Origin of the sequence: Paraburkholderia sp. UCT70, from assembly GCF_050434085.1 — a bacterium.
GTDB classification, from domain to species: domain Bacteria; phylum Pseudomonadota; class Gammaproteobacteria; order Burkholderiales; family Burkholderiaceae; genus Paraburkholderia; species Paraburkholderia tuberum.
The window spans coordinates 827,656-847,149 of the sequence record NZ_JBNPVZ010000003.1 but is presented as its reverse complement, the minus strand read 5'-3'; the positions used below and the strand labels follow the sequence as shown (position 1 = coordinate 847,149).

At 61.0% G+C, this 19,494-nt stretch carries 12 protein-coding genes and 7 pseudogenes; 10 read left to right on the top strand and 9 right to left on the bottom strand.

Annotated features, from left to right (window positions below):
* Positions 1 to 17 precede the first annotated feature (17 nt).
* From OKW41_RS21780 to OKW41_RS21760, 5 genes and pseudogenes are all read left to right on the top strand, one after another.
* Positions 18 to 3,600, top strand: a pseudogene (locus OKW41_RS21780) (indolepyruvate ferredoxin oxidoreductase family protein).
* A gap of 203 nt (positions 3,601 to 3,803) precedes the next feature.
* Positions 3,804 to 5,126: an MFS transporter gene (locus OKW41_RS21775; RefSeq protein ID WP_429447901.1), complete on the top strand. Its 1,323-nt coding sequence runs from the start codon at positions 3,804 to 3,806 to the stop codon at positions 5,124 to 5,126.
* A 351-nt stretch (positions 5,127 to 5,477) separates the two neighbouring features.
* A complete protein-coding gene (locus OKW41_RS21770) occupies positions 5,478 to 6,191 on the top strand; it encodes a hypothetical protein (RefSeq protein WP_429573924.1) in 714 nt (237 codons plus the stop codon).
* Between the two features lie 29 nt (positions 6,192 to 6,220).
* Positions 6,221 to 7,508, top strand: a pseudogene (locus OKW41_RS21765) (DUF3422 family protein).
* Positions 7,499 to 7,699 (top strand): annotated as a pseudogene (locus OKW41_RS21760) (SDR family oxidoreductase); the annotation flags it as partial. The pseudogenes OKW41_RS21765 and OKW41_RS21760, both read left to right, overlap by 10 nt.
* On the opposite strand, the gene OKW41_RS21755 reads toward OKW41_RS21760, so the two are convergent.
* The 3 genes and pseudogenes from OKW41_RS21755 to OKW41_RS21745 all read right to left on the bottom strand — a co-directional run.
* Positions 7,626 to 7,775, bottom strand: a complete 150-nt coding sequence (locus OKW41_RS21755) for a hypothetical protein (RefSeq protein ID WP_429574392.1) — start codon at positions 7,773 to 7,775, stop codon at positions 7,626 to 7,628. The pseudogene OKW41_RS21760 and the gene OKW41_RS21755 overlap by 74 nt on opposite strands.
* A gap of 27 nt (positions 7,776 to 7,802) precedes the next feature.
* The gene (locus OKW41_RS21750; RefSeq protein WP_429447458.1) at positions 7,803 to 8,057 is read right to left on the bottom strand and encodes a hypothetical protein; all 255 of its coding nucleotides are present in this window, start codon (positions 8,055 to 8,057) and stop codon (positions 7,803 to 7,805) included.
* A gap of 470 nt (positions 8,058 to 8,527) precedes the next feature.
* Positions 8,528 to 8,719, bottom strand: a pseudogene (locus OKW41_RS21745) (IS110 family transposase); the annotation flags it as partial.
* 72 nt (positions 8,720 to 8,791) lie between these two features.
* On the opposite strand from OKW41_RS21745, the gene OKW41_RS21740 reads away from it, so the two are divergent.
* The 3 genes and pseudogenes from OKW41_RS21740 to OKW41_RS21730 form a co-directional block, all read left to right on the top strand.
* Positions 8,792 to 9,508, top strand: coding sequence for an IS6 family transposase (locus OKW41_RS21740; protein ID WP_429573923.1), 717 nt, complete (start codon positions 8,792 to 8,794; stop codon positions 9,506 to 9,508).
* 48 nt (positions 9,509 to 9,556) lie between these two features.
* A pseudogene (locus tag OKW41_RS21735) lies at positions 9,557 to 11,565 on the top strand (CoA-binding protein); the annotation flags it as partial.
* A 175-nt stretch (positions 11,566 to 11,740) separates the two neighbouring features.
* Positions 11,741 to 12,012 (top strand): annotated as a pseudogene (locus OKW41_RS21730) (citrate-proton symporter); the annotation flags it as partial.
* 281 nt (positions 12,013 to 12,293) lie between these two features.
* Here OKW41_RS21730 and OKW41_RS21725 read toward each other — a convergent pair.
* Positions 12,294 to 12,452 (bottom strand): annotated as a pseudogene (locus OKW41_RS21725) (IS110 family transposase); the annotation flags it as partial.
* A 274-nt stretch (positions 12,453 to 12,726) separates the two neighbouring features.
* Here OKW41_RS21725 and OKW41_RS21720 point away from each other — a divergent pair.
* A complete protein-coding gene (locus OKW41_RS21720) occupies positions 12,727 to 13,164 on the top strand; it encodes a YncE family protein (protein ID WP_429573922.1) in 438 nt (145 codons plus the stop codon).
* Here OKW41_RS21720 and OKW41_RS21715 read toward each other — a convergent pair.
* Positions 13,148 to 13,384: an energy transducer TonB gene (locus tag OKW41_RS21715; RefSeq protein WP_429447911.1), complete on the bottom strand. Its 237-nt coding sequence runs from the start codon at positions 13,382 to 13,384 to the stop codon at positions 13,148 to 13,150. The genes OKW41_RS21720 and OKW41_RS21715 overlap by 17 nt on opposite strands.
* Positions 13,385 to 13,400: 16 nt before the next feature.
* On the opposite strand from OKW41_RS21715, the gene OKW41_RS21710 reads away from it, so the two are divergent.
* Positions 13,401 to 13,904 carry a hypothetical protein gene (locus tag OKW41_RS21710; protein ID WP_429447913.1) on the top strand — a complete coding sequence of 168 codons (504 nt, stop codon included), beginning with the start codon at positions 13,401 to 13,403 and terminating at the stop codon, positions 13,902 to 13,904.
* On the opposite strand, the gene OKW41_RS21705 is transcribed toward OKW41_RS21710, so the two are convergent.
* The 4 genes from OKW41_RS21705 to OKW41_RS21690 all read right to left on the bottom strand — a co-directional run bounded on the left by OKW41_RS21705 (position 13,898) and on the right by OKW41_RS21690 (position 18,899).
* Complete coding sequence (locus OKW41_RS21705; RefSeq protein ID WP_429447915.1) at positions 13,898 to 14,308, bottom strand: ExbD/TolR family protein; 411 nt, start codon at positions 14,306 to 14,308, stop codon at positions 13,898 to 13,900. The two genes, OKW41_RS21710 and OKW41_RS21705, sit on opposite strands and share 7 nt — an antisense overlap.
* Before the next feature lie 31 nt (positions 14,309 to 14,339).
* On the bottom strand, positions 14,340 to 14,951 hold the full coding sequence (locus OKW41_RS21700; RefSeq protein WP_429573921.1) for a MotA/TolQ/ExbB proton channel family protein: 612 nt from the start codon (positions 14,949 to 14,951) through the stop codon (positions 14,340 to 14,342).
* A 96-nt stretch (positions 14,952 to 15,047) separates the two neighbouring features.
* Positions 15,048 to 16,127: a YncE family protein gene (locus OKW41_RS21695; protein WP_429573920.1), complete on the bottom strand. Its 1,080-nt coding sequence runs from the start codon at positions 16,125 to 16,127 to the stop codon at positions 15,048 to 15,050.
* Between the two features lie 21 nt (positions 16,128 to 16,148).
* On the bottom strand, positions 16,149 to 18,899 hold the full coding sequence (locus OKW41_RS21690) for a TonB-dependent receptor (protein WP_429447921.1): 2,751 nt from the start codon (positions 18,897 to 18,899) through the stop codon (positions 16,149 to 16,151).
* Positions 18,900 to 19,494: the final 595 nt, after the last annotated feature.

Sequence of the window (19,494 nt, the reverse complement as noted above, 5' to 3'; positions counted from 1 at the left end):
TTCGGAGTAACTGCTACATGAATGCCCCGCTTTCCGATGCCACCCGCAAGGCTCTCGAAGTCGTCACACTCGACGACAAATACACGCTGGAGACGGGCCATGCGTTCATGAACGGCGTCCAGGCGCTCGTGCGCCTGCCGATGCTGCAGCGCGAACGCGACGCACGCGCGGGACACAATACCGCGGCCTTCATCTCTGGCTACCGGGGCTCGCCGCTCGGCACCTATGACCAGGCACTGTGGCAAGCGAAAAAACATCTCGCTGCTCACCACGTCGTGTTCCAGCCCGGCCTCAACGAGGAACTGGCCGCTACGGCCGTCTGGGGATCGCAGCAGCTTGATTTCGATCCCGCCACCAGGAAGTACGATGGCGTGTTCGGGATCTGGTACGCAAAGGGACCGGGCGTGGACCGCAGCGCGGACGCATTGAAGCACGCCAACCTGGCTGGCACCGCGCCGCTGGGCGGTGTGCTCGCGGTGGCCGGCGACGATCATCTGTCCAAGAGCAGTACGCTTGCGCATCAGAGCGACCCCACCCTGATCGCTTGCGGGATGCCGGTCTTCTTTCCAGCGAGTGTTCAGGAGATTCTCGATCTCGGACTTCATGCGTTGGCCATGAGCCGTTATTCCGGTCTATGGGCTGGCATGAAAACGGTTCAGGAGGTGATCGAGGCGGCGTCGTCAGTTGTCGTCGATGCTGGCCGCGTTCCGATTCTGCTGCCCGAAGACTTCCAGATGCCGCCAGGCGGCGTCCATGCCCGTTGGCCGGACGAACCGCTGGTTCAGGAAGCGCGGCTGATGGAGGTCAAGTGGCCGGCCGCGCTGGCCTACATCCGCGCCAACCGCCTCAATCGCAACGTGATAGAGGGGCCGCGGGATCGCTTCGGCATCATCGCGAGCGGCAAGGCCTTCAGTGATACGAGGCAGGCGCTGGCCGACCTCGGCCTGGATGACGCTTTGTGCCGCACCCTCGGCATCCGTCTGCACAAAGTCAGCGTGATCTGGCCGCTGGAGCCAACCGGCGTGCGTGAATTCGCACACGGTCTGCGAGAAATACTGGTTGTCGAGGAAAAGCGCCCGCTGATCGAGCAGCAACTCAAGGACGAGCTCTATCACTGCGCGCCCAACGCTCGGCCTCACGTAATTGGTAAGTACAACGAACGCGATGGCGAACACTTTGGCGGAGAGTGGAGTCACAGCAACCCTGGCGCGAATTGGCTGCTGCGCGCCAACGCAGACCTCACGCCTGCGCTCATCGCCAAGGCTATTGCCCGTCGCCTGAAGATGCTGGGTGTGCCTGAAGACGTCGCCGCGCGGATGGATGCGCGCATCGCAATCATCGAGGCCAAGGAACGCGAACTCGTCGCCAACGACGGCAGCGATGGCAATCGCCTGCCATGGTTTTGCCCTGGTTGCCCGCACAACACGAGCACCCAGGTGCCTGACGGCTCGATCGCGATGGCCGGCATCGGCTGTCATGGAATGGCGGTCTGGATGGACCGCTCGACGACCTCCTGGAGCCAGATGGGTGGCGAGGGCGTGCCATGGGTCGGTCAGGCGCCGTTCAGCACGCGCTCGCACATGTTCGCCAATCTCGGCGACGGCACGTATAACCATTCCGGGTCGCTCGCTGTCCGGCAAGCGATCGCTGCGGACATCAACATCACCTACAAGATCCTGTTTAACAGCGCAGTGGCCATGACCGGCGGGCAGCCGGTCGGCGGGCAACTCGACGTGCCGGCCATGACGCGCGAGCTCGCGGCAGAAGGCACGAAGCAGATCGTCGTCGTTACCGATGAGCCGGACAGGTACGACGGGACGGCGAACCTCGCGCCCGGTGTCACCGTCCGCCACCGCGACGATCTCGATGCCGTGCAACGCGAGCTTCGCGACGTATCGGGCGTCACCGTCATCGTCTACGACCAGGTCTGTGCGACCAAGAAGCGACGCGAGCGCAAGCGCGGCACCATGGCGGATCCGGCGAAGCGCGTGATCATCAACGAGCTCGTGTGCGAGGGTTGCGGGGACTGTTCGGTGCAGAGCAACTGTCTCGCGGTTCAACCCGTTGAAACCGAGTTCGGCCGCAAACGGCGCATCAATCAGGACACCTGCAACAAGGACTTTTCCTGCGTCAAAGGTTTCTGTCCGAGCTTCGTCACGGTCGAGGGCGGGCAGCTCAGAAAGCCTGCGGCGGCGGCCAAGGCGAAGCACACCGACTTCCCGTCGATTCCGGAGCCGGTGTTGCCGGTGGCGGATTCGGCGTGGGGCATCGTCGTGGCGGGCGTGGGCGGTACCGGCGTCGTCACCATCGGCCAGGTGCTCGGCATGGCTGCCCACCTGGAAGGCAAGGGTGTAATCACGCAGGATGCCACTGGCATGGCGCAAATGGGCGGCGCCACCTGGAGCCATATCCAGATCGCCCGCGACCCGGAGGCGCTTCACGCAACCAAGGTCGCCGTCGCCATGGCCGATCTGGTGATCGCATGCGATGCGATCGTGGGCGCCAACAAGACGACGCTCGCGACGATGCGTCAAGGTCACACTTTCGTCGCCTTGAACACCCACGGCGTGCCGACGGCGGAAGCGATCCGCAATCCAGACTGGAAGTCTCCGGTCGACCGTTGCATGACCTCCATCTCCGCGGCGGTCGGCGCTGACCACCTTGGCATGTTCGATGCCGAGCAGGTTGCCACCGCGCTACTCGGGCAGTCGATCTACACCAACCTGCTGATGCTCGGCTACGCATGGCAGAAAGGCCGCGTGCCGCTGTCGCGTGACGCCCTGATGCGAGCCATCGAATTGAACGCGGTGCAGGTAGAAAACAACAAGGCGGCATTCGAGTGGGGCCGTCGTTGCGTCCACGATCTGCAGGCTGTGCAAGCGAGCTTTGCGGCCCCGAGGGTGATCGAGTTCGTCAGAAAGCCATCGATCGCCGATATGGTTGCCAAGCGCGTTGAGTTCCTCACTGCTTACCAGAATCGTGCCTACGCCAGTCGATACAGTTCGTTCGTCGAGAAGGTTCGCGCTGCCGAAGCTCCGCTTGCCAGCACCCAACTCACCGAGGCGGTCGCGCGTTATCTGTTCAAACTGATGGCTTACAAGGACGAATACGAAGTAGCGCGGCTGCAAACCGCGCCGGAATTTACCGCCAAAATTGCGGCGATGGTTTGAAGGGGATTACAAACTTGTTCATCATCTGGCGCCGCCTTTGCTGGCCAAACACAACGAAAAGGGCGAACTCGTCAAGCAGGCCTTTGGCCCGTGGATGCGCCGCGCTTTTCGCGGACTCGCCAAGCTCAAAGGCCTGCGCGGTACCGGGCTGGATCCGTTCGGCTACACCGACGAACGCAGGACGGAGCGTGCATTGATTGGCGAATACCGCGCCTGTATCGAAGAACTTCTCACGACCCTCTCGACCCACAATCTCGCGCTGGCGCTGGAGATCGCTCGCCTGCCCGAAGAGATTCGCGGCTACGGCCATGTCAAGGCACGTAACCTGGCGGCGGCGCGGACAAAGTGGGATCGCTTGATGGTGCGCTGGCGTATCGGCGAAACCACCGGCGTCGAACCTGAGCGAACGCTCAGCCTGAACGCGACGTAGCAGAAAAAGATGCGATGTGCCCCTCCAACCCGGTGGGGGTGCATCGTGTGCGATCGCGCCGAGGCGGCTGCCGCGCGATTCGCACTTCCGATCACGATTTCGATGGCCGCCGTTACCGAGTCCGAGCTGTGAACCGCACACTACCGTGCGGATCATGCTTCAACAGTCAGAACGAGTATCGAGCTCGTCACAATGGAGACATCATGTACAACGATTCCGCCAAACGAGCACCGCTTTCCCCCATCGTGAGCGACGCGCCGCCACACAAGGCATTGTCCAACTCCTTGGCCATTACTGCCATCACCATCGGCAGCGGCCTGGAGTTGTACGACTCCGTGGTCTATAACTTCTTCGCGACCCTGATCGGCCCGCTCTTTTTCCCTGTCGGCAATGCATTTGGACAGACGCTACTGTCGTTCGCAACCTTCGGCATCGGCTATGTGATGCGGCCCCTCGGCGGACTGGTATTTGGCCGATACGCCGACCGCGTCGGCCGCAAGCCGGCGGTGATCCTCACGCTGTGGCTGATGGGGTTGAGCGCATTGATCCTCGTGCTGGCGCCCACCTATGCGCAGATCGGTCTGCTGGCGCCTGTGCTGGTGGTCCTCGCCAGGCTGCTTCAGGGCTTCGCGATCGGCGGCGAAATGGGACCCGCCAGCGCAATGCTGCTGGAGTACGCCGACGAGCACTCGCGTGGCTTCTACACCAGCTGGCAACCGTTCAGTCAGGGGCTGGCAGCGGTGCTCGCCGCGCTGGTCGCGCTGACGCTGAGCAATCTGCTCGACCCGGCTGCACTCAGCGGGTGGGGCTGGCGTATCGCCTTCGTCATCGGCATCATGGTGATTCCAGTCAGCATGGTGATCCGGCGGCGCCTGGAAGAAACCTTGACGCCTGCGCATGCGAAAGCGGCGACGGCGGGTGGCACCCGGCAGATGCTGAAGGAGCATTGGCCCAAGCTCGTGGCCAGCGTTCTGGTCATGATCGGTCTGGCATCGGCCGTGCACATCGTGGTCTTCTACCTTCCGAACTACGCCGTCATCCAGCTGCATATGCCCCTCTCGCAGACGATCTGGGCCGGCTTCGTCGGGTCATTGATACTGGCCGCGTTGTCACCCTTCTCCGGCTGGCTCAGTGATCGGATCGGCCGGCGCAAGGTCGTGTTCTGGTCGCGCGTGGCACTGCTGATCATGATCTACCCGGCGTTCGTGCTCCTCAACGGGCAGCCTTCGCTGGCGTGTCTGCTTATCGTTGCCGGCTGCCTGGCGGTGCCGATGGCGATGACCTCGGCCGCCACACTCGTGCTGGTCAGCGAAGTGCTGCCGCAGAGGCTGCGCGCCACAGGTGTGGCTGTCAGCTACTACGGGGCGATCGTGATCTTCGGCAGTTTCTCGCAGTTCTTTTCGACCATACTTATCCATCTGACCGCCAATGCCAACGCACCCGCCTTCTACGTGATCGGCTGTGGCCTGGTCTCACTTCTCGGGCTGGCGATGGTGCCGGAAACGCTGGGCAAACGGCTATCGTAATTCAGAGGACGGTCATCAGTTGCGCCGCGCGCCCGCGGTGCACTGATCCTTTCGGTTTGAGCTGAGCGTGCGTGACATCGAGGAGCGGCCGTTTGGGCCTGGCGTGGTGAGGAACCGATGCTTCAGCGTGTCGAAGAACCACCTGACGATGCGACGTCGCGAACCGACCGGCCTCGCGACGCCCCGTCAGAGCTGGAACTGCGCCACGAATTGACCCGCTGCGCGGCCTGCTGCCTGAGGCTCTCGGCCGCGCACTGCTCTCGACCAGTGCGGCATTCTGCTTCGTCGTCTGATCCATCTGACCGACAGCTTCACCCACCTGCTCGACGCCGGTTCCTGATTCGGATTGGCGTGTGTGCGACCGAAAAGCCTTCACTTGCAAAGATTCGTGAGTCGGTGATCATCAGCGACTTCCGGCGATGGTTGCAAATGCACCGACGGTTCGACTCTATCATCCCCAACCAGGACAGTACGGATCATGAGAGAAAAGCCGCATCTGATCATCATTACCGGTACATCGCGTGGCACTGGCGCCGCATTGATGCGAGCATACTCAAGCCGGGGAACCGCCTGATATGCGTGTCCCGTAGCCGCAATCTCGATCTGGAGGCAACTGCAGCCGCCAGCGGCCGGCTGGGGACCGGCCTGCTTTTCGACCGTATCCACGCCGGTGCTGTCGTGTTCGTATTCTTCGTCGCTGGTGCCGCTGGGGTATTCCTACTGCATTCCGCACGGGACTATCGCGAACTTCTTCTGGCCGCTACGCTTGTCGGCCTCACCATCGGCGCGGAAGGAGACTTGATTTCTTACCAGGTGCGATCGCATTTTGGACTTCGCGCGTTTGGCACACTCTACGGCATCGCCTTTTCGGGATACAGGCTCGGCGCCGTAATTGGCCCGGTAGGCCTCAGCGCCTGCCTCGATCGCCACGGCAGCTACGATCTTCCTCTCCATGTGATATCGGTTCTGCTGCTGACCGCCTCCGCGCTGACGCTGACACTTGGGCGTTACCGGCGTTCCGGGCCGCTCGATGGGGCAACGCCATCTTCCCTCGGCGGCGCCTGACTGTGCGTCAGGCAAGTGGTCGCCTGACGATGGATCACCCCCTGCGCGCGCACCTCGCAAACGAACTACATGCGCGGCCGTTTCTCCGGATTGCCGGATCGGTCGCGCTGACGCACTACGCCATCTACGCCGTTGGCGACACGGCAGTCCATCACTCACTCCTCAAGTCATTGTGCGAACTCACCGGTCTGCCTGAACCCGCGCCGCAGGCCACACACTACAACGAACGGTGGGTGCCCTGAACGGCAGTTGAAGTGGGAGCGACATACCGAGTTCTCCACGTTCAGCTTCATTACCCACCGCCACGATGCGGACTACTTCTCGGGGCTCGCGACGGAACACATTCCTTCCGCGTAGTTGCAAACGCTGAGAGGGAAGCGTTTCGTCGCCACTCGCATCGAACTGGTGTCCAGCGAAGAAACCAGTATGGCGGCCGACAACGCGAGTGCGTGGTTCGACGGTTCGTCGATGGTAGGAAGCCAGGTCCTTGGCGGCGCACAGGTGTTCTGCGACTGGACAATACAGGCCGACGGATTCCTGCGTTTCCTTATCGTCGACAAAGGCTTACGCCAGGTACAAAGTGGTCGCCTTGTGCAGCGTCTTTATGAAATCGAAACCTACCGCATGATGACGTTGCTTGCCTTGCCGGTTGCACGCGAGATGAGCAGGAGTCTGGACGAACTAGAACTATCGCTTGCTTCACTGATGCGGAGCATGGATGAACGGCAGTGCAGACAACATGACGCGGCGCTGCTAGCCCAGCTGACTCATCTGGCGGCGCGCACCGCAATCCTGGCCGACGCGGGATCCCGGTTCAGCGCCGCCCGCGCCTACGAAGACCTCGTGAAAGCTCGCATTCGCGAGTTGTGTGAGGAGCCTATCGAAGGTATGCCCACGATCGCCGAATTCCTCGAGCGCGCCGCTTCGGCCCGGCCATGGCAACGTGCAAAGCCGTCTGGCTACGGCATGAGCAGATAGCGGCCCGCGTCGCGAGGGCGGTCGACTTGTTGCATACGCGTGTCAGCATAGCTCAGGAGGCGGATACCGCCCGCCTCCTGAGAGGCATGGATCGGACCGCCCGCAACCAGCTAAGGCTTCAGCGTGCCGTCAAGGGCTTGTCTGTTGCGGCCATTTCCTACTATGTTCTGTCGCTGTCCGGAGTCGCACTCAGGTCCGTCCATGCTGCGCACCTCATCGCAGACCCTGATCTCATCGAGGGCCCTGATCCTGCCGGTCATCCTGACGGTGATGTGTATCATGCGGCGCACGAGACGATCCCGAAGCAATCAGGCCTGTGCAACCGAACCGGAACATTAAAGGCACTCGCGGCCGAATACGGGCCGCAAGGTGTGCGCATCAATGCAATTCTCCCGGGCGCGGTCGACACCGAGATGTATCGCGGCATGAATGACACGGCCGAATCGCAGGCATTCGTCACGGCTCAGGTATGCGGCCGCCCTTGCGGTCGATTTCGCCACGCTGCGACGTCTGCGCCACCAGCACCGTAACGGTCGACCCGCCGTCGTAGTCCTCTCGCGCGCTGACCGTGATAATGTAGCCCCGGTGCGCCTGTTGCTCTTCCATGGCCAACTCCAGACAACAAATGAAATGTTATTCAGCGATGCCGGCGAGGTCTTCGATGTCGTTTTCAATACGTCCTCGCGCTTCAACCGCCGCTTCCTCCGTAGTTTTTGCGATCAGTGGGAAAACCAATCCGTTCCCTTTGAATGCGCCGGCGAAATGGACCCATGCCGCGTAAGAACATACGCCGGATTCGAGCCGACAAATATTCAGAACTACATCATAGGTACGCTGCAGTCCCTGTCGACGCGCGTATTGAAATCTGTACACCTCGGTATCAGGCATGACGACCTCTTCCGCACCTTAAGCCTTAAGGGAAGGTGGCTACGTAGCGACGAAGATCTGCGCTCGTCGCTCGGCATAGCGCGGCTGCCTCCGTTCATACGAGGTTACGCCCTTCCGTATAGGTTGCGAAGGCACGGTCAGCGCGCCGCACAATTACGTTGACCGGGCCGCTCGGCAACGGTGCACTGGCGTCACTTGATCGCCGACGGGGGCGATTGGGTTCGTCCGTACCCGGTAGAGTCATGCCCTGAGCAGGTCTGTCAAGCTTTCGTTCGACATCTACGCTCGCTACGACGATTATCCCGCGCCCGCCCGTGAACAACGACGCTGCCCACAGCACGAGGCTGTGGACAGCCGCCTAACGGCGGTTCCCTCGTTGACCACCGTCTCCCCGCGAGCTTCGCCTTCAGCCTGACGCGCCGCTGCGCGGCTTGCCCCAATCAGATAAAAGAGCAGGACCCGGTTTTGACCTAAGTGCTCAGCTTGCCGGCAAGGAGCGAACCGCGTTTTCTGAGCACGTTGAGGTAAACGGTCTCGTTGTACGGCGTGCGGTTCTGCCAGCAGCGATACAGGACGCGAATCCACTTGAACGCGAGGGCTTTCACGGCGACGTGGTGCGAGCTGCCCTTCGCACGCTGCTGCCGGTAGTAGGCACCAGCCCACGATGGCTCTGGTGCAAATAGCGCGGGGGCGAATCGGTTAAGGTGTCAGGCTGAACGAATTGAGAACCGACGATGAGCAAGCTGAAGAGCCTTGACGAACTGTTCGCAGGCCGTCACTTTGACCGCGATGTGATCATTCTGTGTGTTCGCTGGTACCTGCGCTACAAGCTTAGCCTGCGCGATCTGGTCGAGATGATGGCGGAACGGGGTCTGCCGCTGGCGCACACGACGATCCTGCGCTGGGTGCGGCGCTTTGCGCCGGAGTTCGTGAAACGGTGGAACCGCTTTGGCAGGCCCACCGGGCGGTCGTGGCGTGTCGACGAGACTTACCTCAAGCTGCGCGGCAAGTGGGTCTATCTTTATCGAGCGGTGGATCGGGTGGGCCAGACAGTAGACTTCATGCTCAGCGCCAGGCGCGACGTGAAGGCGGCAAAAGCCTTTTTCAGGAAGGCAATCGAACATCAAGGCCAGCCACCGAAGACCATCACGCTTGATGGTTATGCAGCCTCGCACCGCGCCGTGCGCGAGATGAAGGCCGATGGCTTGCTGCCTGAGGACACAAACGTCCGATCCTCGAAATATCTCAATAATCTGGTCGAGCAGGACCACCGCAACATCAAGTCCCGGACGAAAGTCATGCTCGGCTTCAAACGTTTCAGGAACGCAGCGATTACTCTCTCAGGTATTGAGTTGGTCCATCGTATTCGCAAGGGCCAATTCAGCCTCGCGAAGCTCGGCCTCAAAGATACCGCTGCGCCCGCAGTTTGGGAGGCCGTCCTGTCTGCTTGATGAGGTATCCTTTCTATAACAAAAATCTCGTCCAGACCGCCTATTTGCACCAGAGCCGCCGTGCTTTACTGCGAACCGGGTGGCTATTACGAGGCCGATGCGGCTTTTACGAAACCGGTCGTCGCCTGCGTCGTGGGTCGATGGAAGAGCCGGTTGACGCGGGCAGTCGGCCACGCCGGCGCGATGGCCGGCGGCGCCGACGACGCGAAAGCCAAGGAACGCTGGTTCATGGAGAAGTTCGGCGTGGAGGGCCTCTTCACGCCCGACGATCCCTGCTGCTCCGCCAAGGGCGCCGTGGTCACGAACATTGCGCATATCCCGGCGGCCCTGACTGCCGTGATGCGCGCCAACGCGACGATAACCGACTTCGAGCCCGAAGGCAGTCTCGCGCTCAAACCGTGGTTCGGCTCCAACCAGGGCATCAAGCTTCCTTCCGGCCTTGCGATTCCCGTGGTGGAAGCGGTCGCGCCATACAACGAGCAGGTCCTCCAGGTGAATCGCCAGGTCGGTGCGATCGCACCGCGTCAGGCGCTCAAGGACGCATCAGGCGCTTCACAGATGGATGCGAAGACGCAGGTGAGCAGCCTGCACGGAACCTCGATGCTGGAAGCCGCGACGCGCTCGCTCGAAGCGAACGTGAGCCTTGCCCTGCTGCACGAATTCGGTGGCGCGAACGACGAAAATCTCATCGATGTAGCGGTCGCCGCATTCGTGAATCTGCACGGCAAGCCTGAACTCGCGGCGGCGCAGGCAGCACGCGAAGCCGACAACGCCCCGAATGCAATTCTCGCGGCTGCGGCGTCGATCGTCGGGCCGAAACGTCAGCGCGGGGCGCGGGACGCGGCCAAGTGGCTGATCGATCGTTTTGCGCGGCCGCTGGTCTTGCCGACGCGCTGAATGAAACCTTCGACGTCGCATGCATCGACGCAAGCGGCTGTGAACAGTTCTTCGCCGACTCTCGCGATCCGCTCGCCGAAGCAATGCTCGCGGGACTCGCCGCGCGCGGCGCGAAATCGGCGTTCGTACGCTGGGTGACGTCGCAGCCCGCTCACCCGACCGGCGACGCGGTGCTGGCCGCGATTACGACGACGCTGGCGTGGGGCCCGCTCATGCGCAAGCGCATCTCGCGCGTGACCGCCGAAAGCCTGCCCTGGTGGACCATGCTGTTCGGGACGCTGATCGGCGCTTCCGCGGATGCATCGCGACACAGTCCAGACGGCTTCTGCGGCTTTGCCACGCAAGAGCTGCTGAACGAACGCAGTCTGACTGAAATCTGCTTTGCCGCGTTGCTCAACCTCAAGCCTGGCCCGGATGACCTGTTCGCCTTCAGGACGCTCGCCGGCCTGCTGCTCACCAACGGCCCGGGAGCCATATCGGCGCAGGGGGCAAAGGGCGCGGTATCGGCCGACGGTCCGGAAAGTCCCGAGCGCGTGCAACTCAACAAGGCGCTCGTCGGCTTTCTTTCGCATACCGGCTATACGCACGGCGGCAACGGTTACGAGGGCATCGCGTTTCTGATTGAAGCCTTCAGGGACAGCGAACTCGCCGATCCCTCCAATGCCGGGCATGGCGTGGATCTGCGATCGCTGGCCGAGCGCTCCGTAGACCGGTACGCGCAATACAAGGCTCGGCAGAAAAATGCCGGCAGCCTCGACATCGCGAAGCTTCCGGGCGTGAATCATCCAGTCTTCAAGGACAGGCCGGTCACCCACGACCCGCGCGAGGTGTTCATGGCGGACCTGTGCGAAAAGCGTGGGGAATACAACGTGTTCCATGCGTTCTATCGCGAGCTCGTGCAGGCGCTGTTCGATGGGGGCGTCTCACGCAACGTCTATTGCGTCAATGTCGATGCCGTGATCGCCGCCCTGCTGCTGAAGATGCTGTGGCAGCCACTGCGGCGCGGAGAATTCGCCGAGTCCGAGCTGGAAACGGCCGCGTTCACGATCTTCCTTTATCCGCGCATGCTCGGCTGCGCGGCGGAAATCGACGATCACCTCAACCGCGGTCGCAACATGGATACGCGCACGCCAGCCTCTCTGTGCCGCTTCGTGGCGTGATCGGATTCCGCGCCGGCTGCGGGGCAAGGCGCTCAGGCAGGCTTCCCGCGTCGATTGATAACCAGTAGAACATCAATCGTTCCGAAGGTTGCACTTATAGTTTCGCGGCGTTCGGGCGAATATTCCAGCCAACAACAATCCGCCGAAGCGGCGCGACTTCAAAATTTCAGGAGACATCTCGAAGCAACCCTCAGCCTCCACCCTGCCCCTCGGGCAATCCAGGAGCTCCGCCGTTCTTCGTGTGACGGCGGAAAATTCCTGGAGCAGTTCGACTTCTTCCTGTTCGGCTTCTATGCGACGCAGATCGCCGGTGTCTTCTTCCCGGCGGGCAGCGAGTTCGCATCGCTGATGATGACCTTTGCGCTCTTCGGTGCCGGCTTTCTGATGCGGCCCCACGGCGCGGTGATTCTCGGCGCCTACATCGACGACGTCGGCCGCCGCAAGGGAGACGGTAGCCCCACTGCCTCTTAACAGCAGGGCCCCCGAAGGTAGGGTCATGCCTGACGAAGTCTGTCAAGCTTTTTTGTTTAACGTCTAAATCTCGGCTACGACGATCATCCCGCGCCCGCCCGTGGACAACGACGCTGCCCACAGCACGAGGCTGTGGACAGCCGCCTGACGGCGGTTCCATCGTTGCCCACCGTCTCCCCGCGAGCTTCGCCTTTGGCCTGACGCGCCGCTGCGCGGCTTGCCCCAATCAGATAAAAGAGCAGGCCACGGTCTTGAACCTAAGCGCCCAGCGTGCCCAAAAGGCGCGAACCTCGTTTCCTGAGCACATTGAGGTACACAGTCTCGTTGTACGGCGTACGCGTTTGCCAGCAGCGATACAGAATGCGTATCCACTTGAACGCGAGGGCCCTCACAGCGATGTGGTGCGAACTACCCTTCATCGCGTCATGAGCGGTCACGTTCATTTCCATCTGCATTCCTGATGATAATGCAGACCTCGACATCTCACCCATCAGTTTCCGCAATCATCCATCCAGTTTCGCGTGTTTGCGGATGTCGCTCACTAACCACCGGCTTGCACCGGACTGAAACGCGCAACCAGTTGCACGTCATAAGTCGCCCCCGCCAGCCATCTGGAACGTAGCAAATTACATGAGGCAACAACCCCGGCCTGGCGACAAATAACCTGAGTCAATGCGCCGAAATTCGGCGATGGCGTTCGACCCGAAGTCGGGCCGCCTGTTGATTGGATCGCGCAACCCTGGCAAGCTGTTCGTCATGGACGCGAATGACGGCTCTGTCATTCAGACTCTCGGCATCGTCAACATCTGCGACGACATGACTTTCGACCCGCAGCATCGCCGCCTGTATGTAACCGGTGCCGAAGGCCTCGATGTCGTCAAACAGGCCGGTCCGGACAATTACGTGATCGAGCAACACGTCGATACCTTCGCCGGCAAGACTTCAATCTATATTCCGTCGCTAAACCGGTTCTATGTCGTTCACACGAAAGGCCCGCAGGCAAAAAAAAGACAGGAAACGCCGGGGCAATTTCTACTGCGCCGGCGCTTTTTGCACCGGCGTGTGTCGGACAAGTCGCGCTCCCGCCTTCAATCAGGTTCTCCCAATCGATCTAATCTGCCTGTGTGAAATCAAAGGATTGTTCGACGACGACCTGGTCGCCGCCATCGACCTTGCATTGATACTGGGCCATCGCGCGTCGCACCGACGCGTCAAAAACCCCCGGTCGCGTCGAGTTCACGATGTCCACCCGGATCACCTTGCCACCCTTGATCGTGGCGCGCGCCGTGACTTCGCCGGAGATTCCTTCGGCTAGCGCACGCGCCGGCATTTCCGGTTTGGCCTGCACAGGACACACGATCGCAATGTCGGCGGGCGCCGCAGCGGCATTTGCGGTGTTGCCCGAACCCACAGTCGAAGGTCCCGCCGCAGTTGGCACAGCTTGCGAAGTAGAAGGCGCATCCTGCGTCGCGACGGGCGCGGCAGCAACCGGTACCGGTGCGACCGGCGGCTTCGCCACGCGCGGTTGCGCCGGCGCGGCGGCCCGTGTAACAGGAGTGCGCTTCGGCACCTCGGATTGCTGTCTCACCACTTTCCTGATGACCGGCGGCGGTGGCGGCGGGGGTGGTGGTTTGGCGGCTTTGACGAACCGCATCTGCATCACAGGCGTTAGGTGTGCCGGCTTTGGCGCTGGCACGTGTATCGACGTCACGCCCGCGATCAACGCGCCCTCGATCGCAAGGGCCGCGAGAATCGCGATGGTCATTGCATTACCGGAGCGTGGTTGCAAGGCCTCGATCGACCATATCGTGGTGCGGGATTTTTCGGACATACTCATGTTCATTCCGCTCGATTCCAGAGGCTATTGAGCATCGGTCGCGAGCGCGACCGAACTGATCCCCGCTGAGCGCACCAGATCCATGGTCTTGATGATCGTTTCGTACTCGACTCCCTTGTCGCCCGCGATCGTGACATTGACCTGCTTCGCGGCCTCCATCTCCTTGAGACGCGCAGTCAACTGCATCGCGGAAATTTCGTTCTGGTCGAGGTGCAATGCTCCGTCCTTCTCCACGCCGACCGTCACGTCGACCGTATTGAGCCGCGCGGCGGTGGACGATTGCGGTAATTCGAGTTTCAGCCCGTTTCCCTGGATCATCTTGAGCATGACCAGCATGAAAAATACGAGCAGGAACATCATGATATCGATCATCGGAATGATCTCGATCCGCGGTTTTTCTTCACTGCCGAAGTAGTGAGCCCGATGGTTTCTCACGGTGTTCTCCTGGAGGTGATGTGGCCGCGGTTCACGCAGCAAGCCGTGTGACGAGCATGGACTTGATCATATCCATCTGCAGGAGAACCATCCGCACGCGCTTGTTCAGATAGTTGAGCGCCACGACGCCTACCAGTGCAATCGTCAGGCCACAGGCAGTGGCGATCAATGCATGCGCAATCCCGCCGGAGACGGCCATCGGGTCACCCGTCCCCGACGAGCCCAGAATGTTGAACGAACCAATCATGCCGATGATGGTGCCCAGCAGACCGAGCAACGGTCCGAGCGTGATAGCGGTATCCAGTACCCAAAGATTGCGGTCGAGCTTCCTCATCTGGAACATGATGCTTTCTTCGACTTCACGCTCGAAGTCCTCGACCGGTCGGCCCTGCAATTCGAGCGCAGCCTTCATCAGCTCGTTTTGTACCGATCCCTCGTAATGGTGAACCAGTTTCTTCACGTCGTCGCCCCTGGCCCGACCTACATGTTTGAGATCGTATTCAATGTTGCTGCCACTACGCACGGAAGTACTGAAGAAAATCATGCGCTCGATGATGATGGCGAGCGCGGCCAGAAAGATCAGTGCCATCAAAGGCAACAGGCCGCATGACTGGACCGATGAGTCGATAATGTTGCGAAGCATGGTGCTACCTTCCAGGTTGTATCTTGAATCTGCGAGATGCCGGCGATATCGCCGATGCGATACCCCCGGTGGTTCGATTGATGCGATGGCGGTACGTTAGTTCGCGGCCTTCTGTGTCATGCGTTGCGCAACCAGTACGTTGAACGTATCCGGCACGACACTCGCGCGTGGATGCGGATCGTTAGCCGTCGCAGCAGGAGCAGGGCCGAATTTTGACGAGACCAGGTAGACGCGGTGCGCGTCGCCGTCGAGCGCCATCGACTTCGCGCCGACTTCGGTCGGCACGTTCTGCAACACGGTGTAGTGATCCGCGTCGTCTTCGTGCACCACAGTCAGCGTGCCGTCCGCGCCGTTCGAACTGAACGCGGTCTTGAGTACCGGATCGAAGGCTGCGGCATCGGGATGGCCGCCGATCGGCAATTGCGCGACCTGATGCCCGAAACGGGCATCGATCACCATCATCCGTTGGTTGGAGCACACCGTGAAGAGCCGCTCCGACTTTGTATCGATTGCCAGTCCAGACGGCCCTTCACAAGGCGCGATCGGCCAGTGTCTTAGCACCTTGTTCGACTTGCCGTCCATCACAACGATCTCGCTCTTGTCTTCGACGTTGACGAAGACACGGCCATCACTGTCGACCGCGAGCGATTCGGGCTTGCCGCCGACTGCCATCGTCGCGACGACCTTGCGGGTGGCAGGATCGATCGCGCTGACGCTCTGGTCATGGCCATTGCTGACGTAAAGGCGCTTCAGATTGGCTGCATACAGGATGCCGTCCGGGTCCCGGCCACCCGCCTTGATCGTTTCGACGGTGCGCAGCGTGTCGAGGTTGACGACCGTAATCGTGTCGGAGCGGCCGTTGGTAATGAAGCCAAGCTTCTCGTCCTGGACAAATGCGAAGCCATGCACGCCGTCAGTGTTGGCGATCTCGCCGATCAGCTTGCCGGATTGGGTATCGACAACCTGGACGTGGCTGGCACGGCTGATAAACAGATGATGGCGCACCGGGTCATACCCGATGTAGTCCCAGCCGTCGGTGCCACCCAGCGTGTAGTGCTGCGCGATTTCAAACTGGGCGTGATTTCCTGTCGGTACGGCGTGCGCCGTGTCGCACAGTAGCAGCGTTGCGGCGAGCGACGCTGCGGTAATGGCCTGCACAATCGTCTTGAGTTTCATATTGATCCTGTTCTCTGCGGGTTATTCGTTGATCGTCATGCCGACCATCACGGTCGGGCCGTAGAACTCACGCTGGATCGGACGATCCGGCGAGCCTTCATAGAACTTCAGCGGCGTGTTCAGGATGTTGCGCACATTGAGATAGATGCCCACATCCTTTCGGACCTGATAACTGCCGCCGAAGTCGAGCGAGAAGCGCGACGCGGTGTAGACGTCGGTTGCAGCAGAACTGCCCACCGCCCACAGGCTCTTGCCCACATAGGAGGCCGACAGGCGCAGGTCCAACGGACCACGCTCGTAGAACACGCTGGCGTTATACGTATTGCGCGGACCGGATGGCAGCGTGTGGTCGTCGCCCGGGCGAATGTCAAGGTGCGAATTGGTCCAGGTCCAGTTCGCACCTGCGCCCAGGCCGCTCAGGAACCCCGGCAACTGCGTAAAGTGCTGCTCGTAGTTAGCGGTGACACCACGCACACGCGCCGACGCGACATTGGTAAAGCTGACGAGCCTGATTGGGCCCGAATACCCCGGAAGATAAGGCGAGCTGAAGACGGTCGATGACTGGCCCACGACGTAGTCGCTCATCGACTTGTCAAACGCGCCGAGCGAAACGATCCCGCCGTGCGGCAAATACTTCTCTAACTGAAGATCGAAGTTCTGCGAAGTGGTCGGCTTCAGGTTCGGGTTACCGGTGGTCACGGTTCCCGTTCCCGCATCGGCAAGGACCGACGCGCTGCTCTGGGCAAAGCCAGGACGCGCAATCGTGCTCGAATAGATCGCGCGACCCACCAGTGTCGGCGTGAAGTCGTAGCGCAACTGCAAGGACGGAAACAGGTTGAAGTAGTTGTTCGCCGTCTGGTTTGGCGTGATGTTGCTGCCGTTGATCAGATTGCCGCTGAACGCATCCTGCGTCCACTCACCGCGCAGACCAGCCAGCACGCCCAGGCGGCCCCAGCCGAACTGATACTGGCCATACATGCTGTAGATGTTCTCGTTGATAGCCGAGAACGCGGCGGCGTTCTTCAACGGGTAAGCCGTGACGTTGCCGGCGGCCGCAGCCGCGCCATAGAGGTCGCTCATGACGCCATCGCTGATGGACGGCCCCACGTTGTACATGCCGTTGTAGAAAACGTTTGGAGAGCCGAACACCGCCTGCGACAGCGGGATTCCCGCAGCCGGCGAGTACGAGTAGTTGCTCTGCGAGCTGGCGAACGTCATCCGGCGCAGGCCAGTGCCGAACTTGAACTGTTCGTCGTCGGCACTCGTGAAGTGAGTCGGCAGCGTGTAGTTGACGTTGGCCGACCACTCGTTGGTCTTGACGTACTGCGACGAGTTGACGATCTGGCCCAGCGTGTAGCCGGCGGGATCGGCCGGGTTCGGACCGGACACGATCGATTGCGTCGCGTAGTCCGAGCCAGGGTAATACGTCACCGTGCCCGGGGCGCCATTGTTGAACGTCGAATTCAGGTCGTACGGTTTGTCGTACGTGCCACTGGTGAAGCCGGCGCGATAATCGATCTTGCCTGGGCCGAGCTTGTTTTCTCCGCCTAGCGCAAAGATTTGCGTTCGCAGCGTCTCCTTCTCGTCGCGCAATCCCTTTGCATAGGTCGCCGTATCCGTGAGCGTGCCGTTGGCGTTCTGGACCGGATTGCCGTTGAAGTTGGTCTGAATGTCTTGCCGGTTCACATTCTCCGTATAGCCGAAGTTGTAGTAGCGGAAATACCACTTGTTGTCGGCGTTAGGCTGAAAGTCCAGTTCGCCGCCGTAGCCAAGGCGCTTCCGGTGATAGTTGTAGTAGCGCGGGTCGGTTTGCGCGTACGCCTTGTTCGGTACACCAGCCGCATCGACATACGCGTTTTCTTCGTCGTCGACGCCGCGGTGGTCCTGGTTGTAGGCAAGGGTACCGATGAAGGTGAACGGCGCGTCGGAATATGACGTGATGCCCGAACCGAGACCGGCAATGCCGTGCGCGCCGAAGCGCGCACCCGCAGTCATCCCTACATCCTGAATTGTGCTGCCGCGCAGCGTCTCGACACCCGAGCCGAGCTTCGCGTCCAGGAACGGCTTGCCCGAAGGGGGCAACGTGCGCGGCGAAATGTCGATCGTGCCGCCGAGCGCATCCGCATCCTGTTCAGGCTTGTTGGTGCTGGTTACGACGATCTGCCCGATCATGCCGGCCGGGATCGTATCAAGCGCGACAGCGCGCCCCCCGTTCTGGGCCGAAGCCGGATTGGTAGGCGGCAGGTGGATGCCGCCGAAGGTCGTACTGTTCAGGTTGGTGTCGAGACCTCGAATGTTGACGTATCGGCCCTCACCCGAATCCGTTTCGAGCGAGACGCCCGGCGCGCGAGCAACGGCTTCCGCCGCACTGACGTCCGGTAGTTTCGCGATGTCGGCGGCGGTGAGGATGGTGATCATGTTCGCGGCGCTCTGCTGGGTCGCCCGTGCGACTACGTTCGCATTGCGTTGCGACGTAACCGTCACGCGATCCAGCGACGCAACGGCTGCGTCCACCAGAACGTCCTCGCTCGTGGTGTCGTTCTCGCGCACCACCATGGTCCGTTCGACCGCGGGTGAGCGAACCGGCGTGATGACCAGTGTGTATTGCCCCGCCGGAAGCCGGGTAAAGCGAAAGGAGCCGTCTGACGACGTCGTGGTGCTCGTCCCGGTTTCCCGAATCTGGATTCGCGCGCCAGCAAGCGGACGCTTGTCCGCGCTCGACAGCAGGTGACCTTGCAAAATCGCCGTATCAGCGGCGTAGGCGACGGTCATCGCCACGCTGCTTACCACCCCCACCAACAACCCTGTCATATGCCTGTGCGGCATGCTAATTCTCCGTCAATCGTTGCAGACATTCCGTCCTGGTCACGCGTTCCAGCTGTCCGGCATGTAGAAATTTCGGCATCCTCTACGAAGCCGCGGCACACCGCTGTACCGCAGGAATACCAATGATTTTTTCGCTCGTTCCGTGGATTCATACCGACGTTGTCAGGATCGATATCGGCGGCCGTACCTCCGACTGTCTCGCCTTCGACGCCGGAGACGTTTTACGGATCTACTGTGACGCCAAGGTGTCACCGGGTGCGTTTGTATAAATTGTCATCGTCATATGACGACTATTTCTTACGCTTTTATTTTTCTACTTTTTCACGTATCTACGCACGTTATAAGGTATTTTTCTTTGCTCAACTGACACTGCGTCATGCCCGTTTTTGTAATTTCCATATTATTATGTCGTCGCTTGACGACAACGTTGGTGACGACGTGTGTGCAACGGGCGCTCACGGGGATCCACTGTGGACAAGCACTGATCCGGCGCGAATGTCGAAGCGACGCTGCCGCCACACTGCGCTGCCTGAAGATGACA

Excerpts from the sequence above, each read along its gene's own strand:
- OKW41_RS21750 (WP_429447458.1), bottom strand. The coding sequence starts at position 8,057 with ATGCCTGATACCGAGGTGTACAGATTTCAATACGCGCGTCGACAGGGA.
- OKW41_RS21710 (WP_429447913.1), top strand. The coding sequence starts at position 13,401 with ATGTCGGCGGGCGCCGCAGCGGCATTTGCGGTGTTGCCCGAACCCACA.
- OKW41_RS21720 (WP_429573922.1), top strand. The coding sequence starts at position 12,727 with ATGGCGTTCGACCCGAAGTCGGGCCGCCTGTTGATTGGATCGCGCAAC.
- OKW41_RS21695 (WP_429573920.1), bottom strand. The coding sequence starts at position 16,127 with ATGAAACTCAAGACGATTGTGCAGGCCATTACCGCAGCGTCGCTCGCC.
- OKW41_RS21740 (WP_429573923.1), top strand. The coding sequence starts at position 8,792 with ATGAGCAAGCTGAAGAGCCTTGACGAACTGTTCGCAGGCCGTCACTTT.
- OKW41_RS21700 (WP_429573921.1), bottom strand. The coding sequence starts at position 14,951 with ATGCTTCGCAACATTATCGACTCATCGGTCCAGTCATGCGGCCTGTTG.
- OKW41_RS21690 (WP_429447921.1), bottom strand. The coding sequence starts at position 18,899 with ATGACCGTCGCCTACGCCGCTGATACGGCGATTTTGCAAGGTCACCTG.
- OKW41_RS21775 (WP_429447901.1), top strand. The coding sequence starts at position 3,804 with ATGTACAACGATTCCGCCAAACGAGCACCGCTTTCCCCCATCGTGAGC.
- OKW41_RS21755 (WP_429574392.1), bottom strand. The coding sequence starts at position 7,775 with ATGGAAGAGCAACAGGCGCACCGGGGCTACATTATCACGGTCAGCGCG.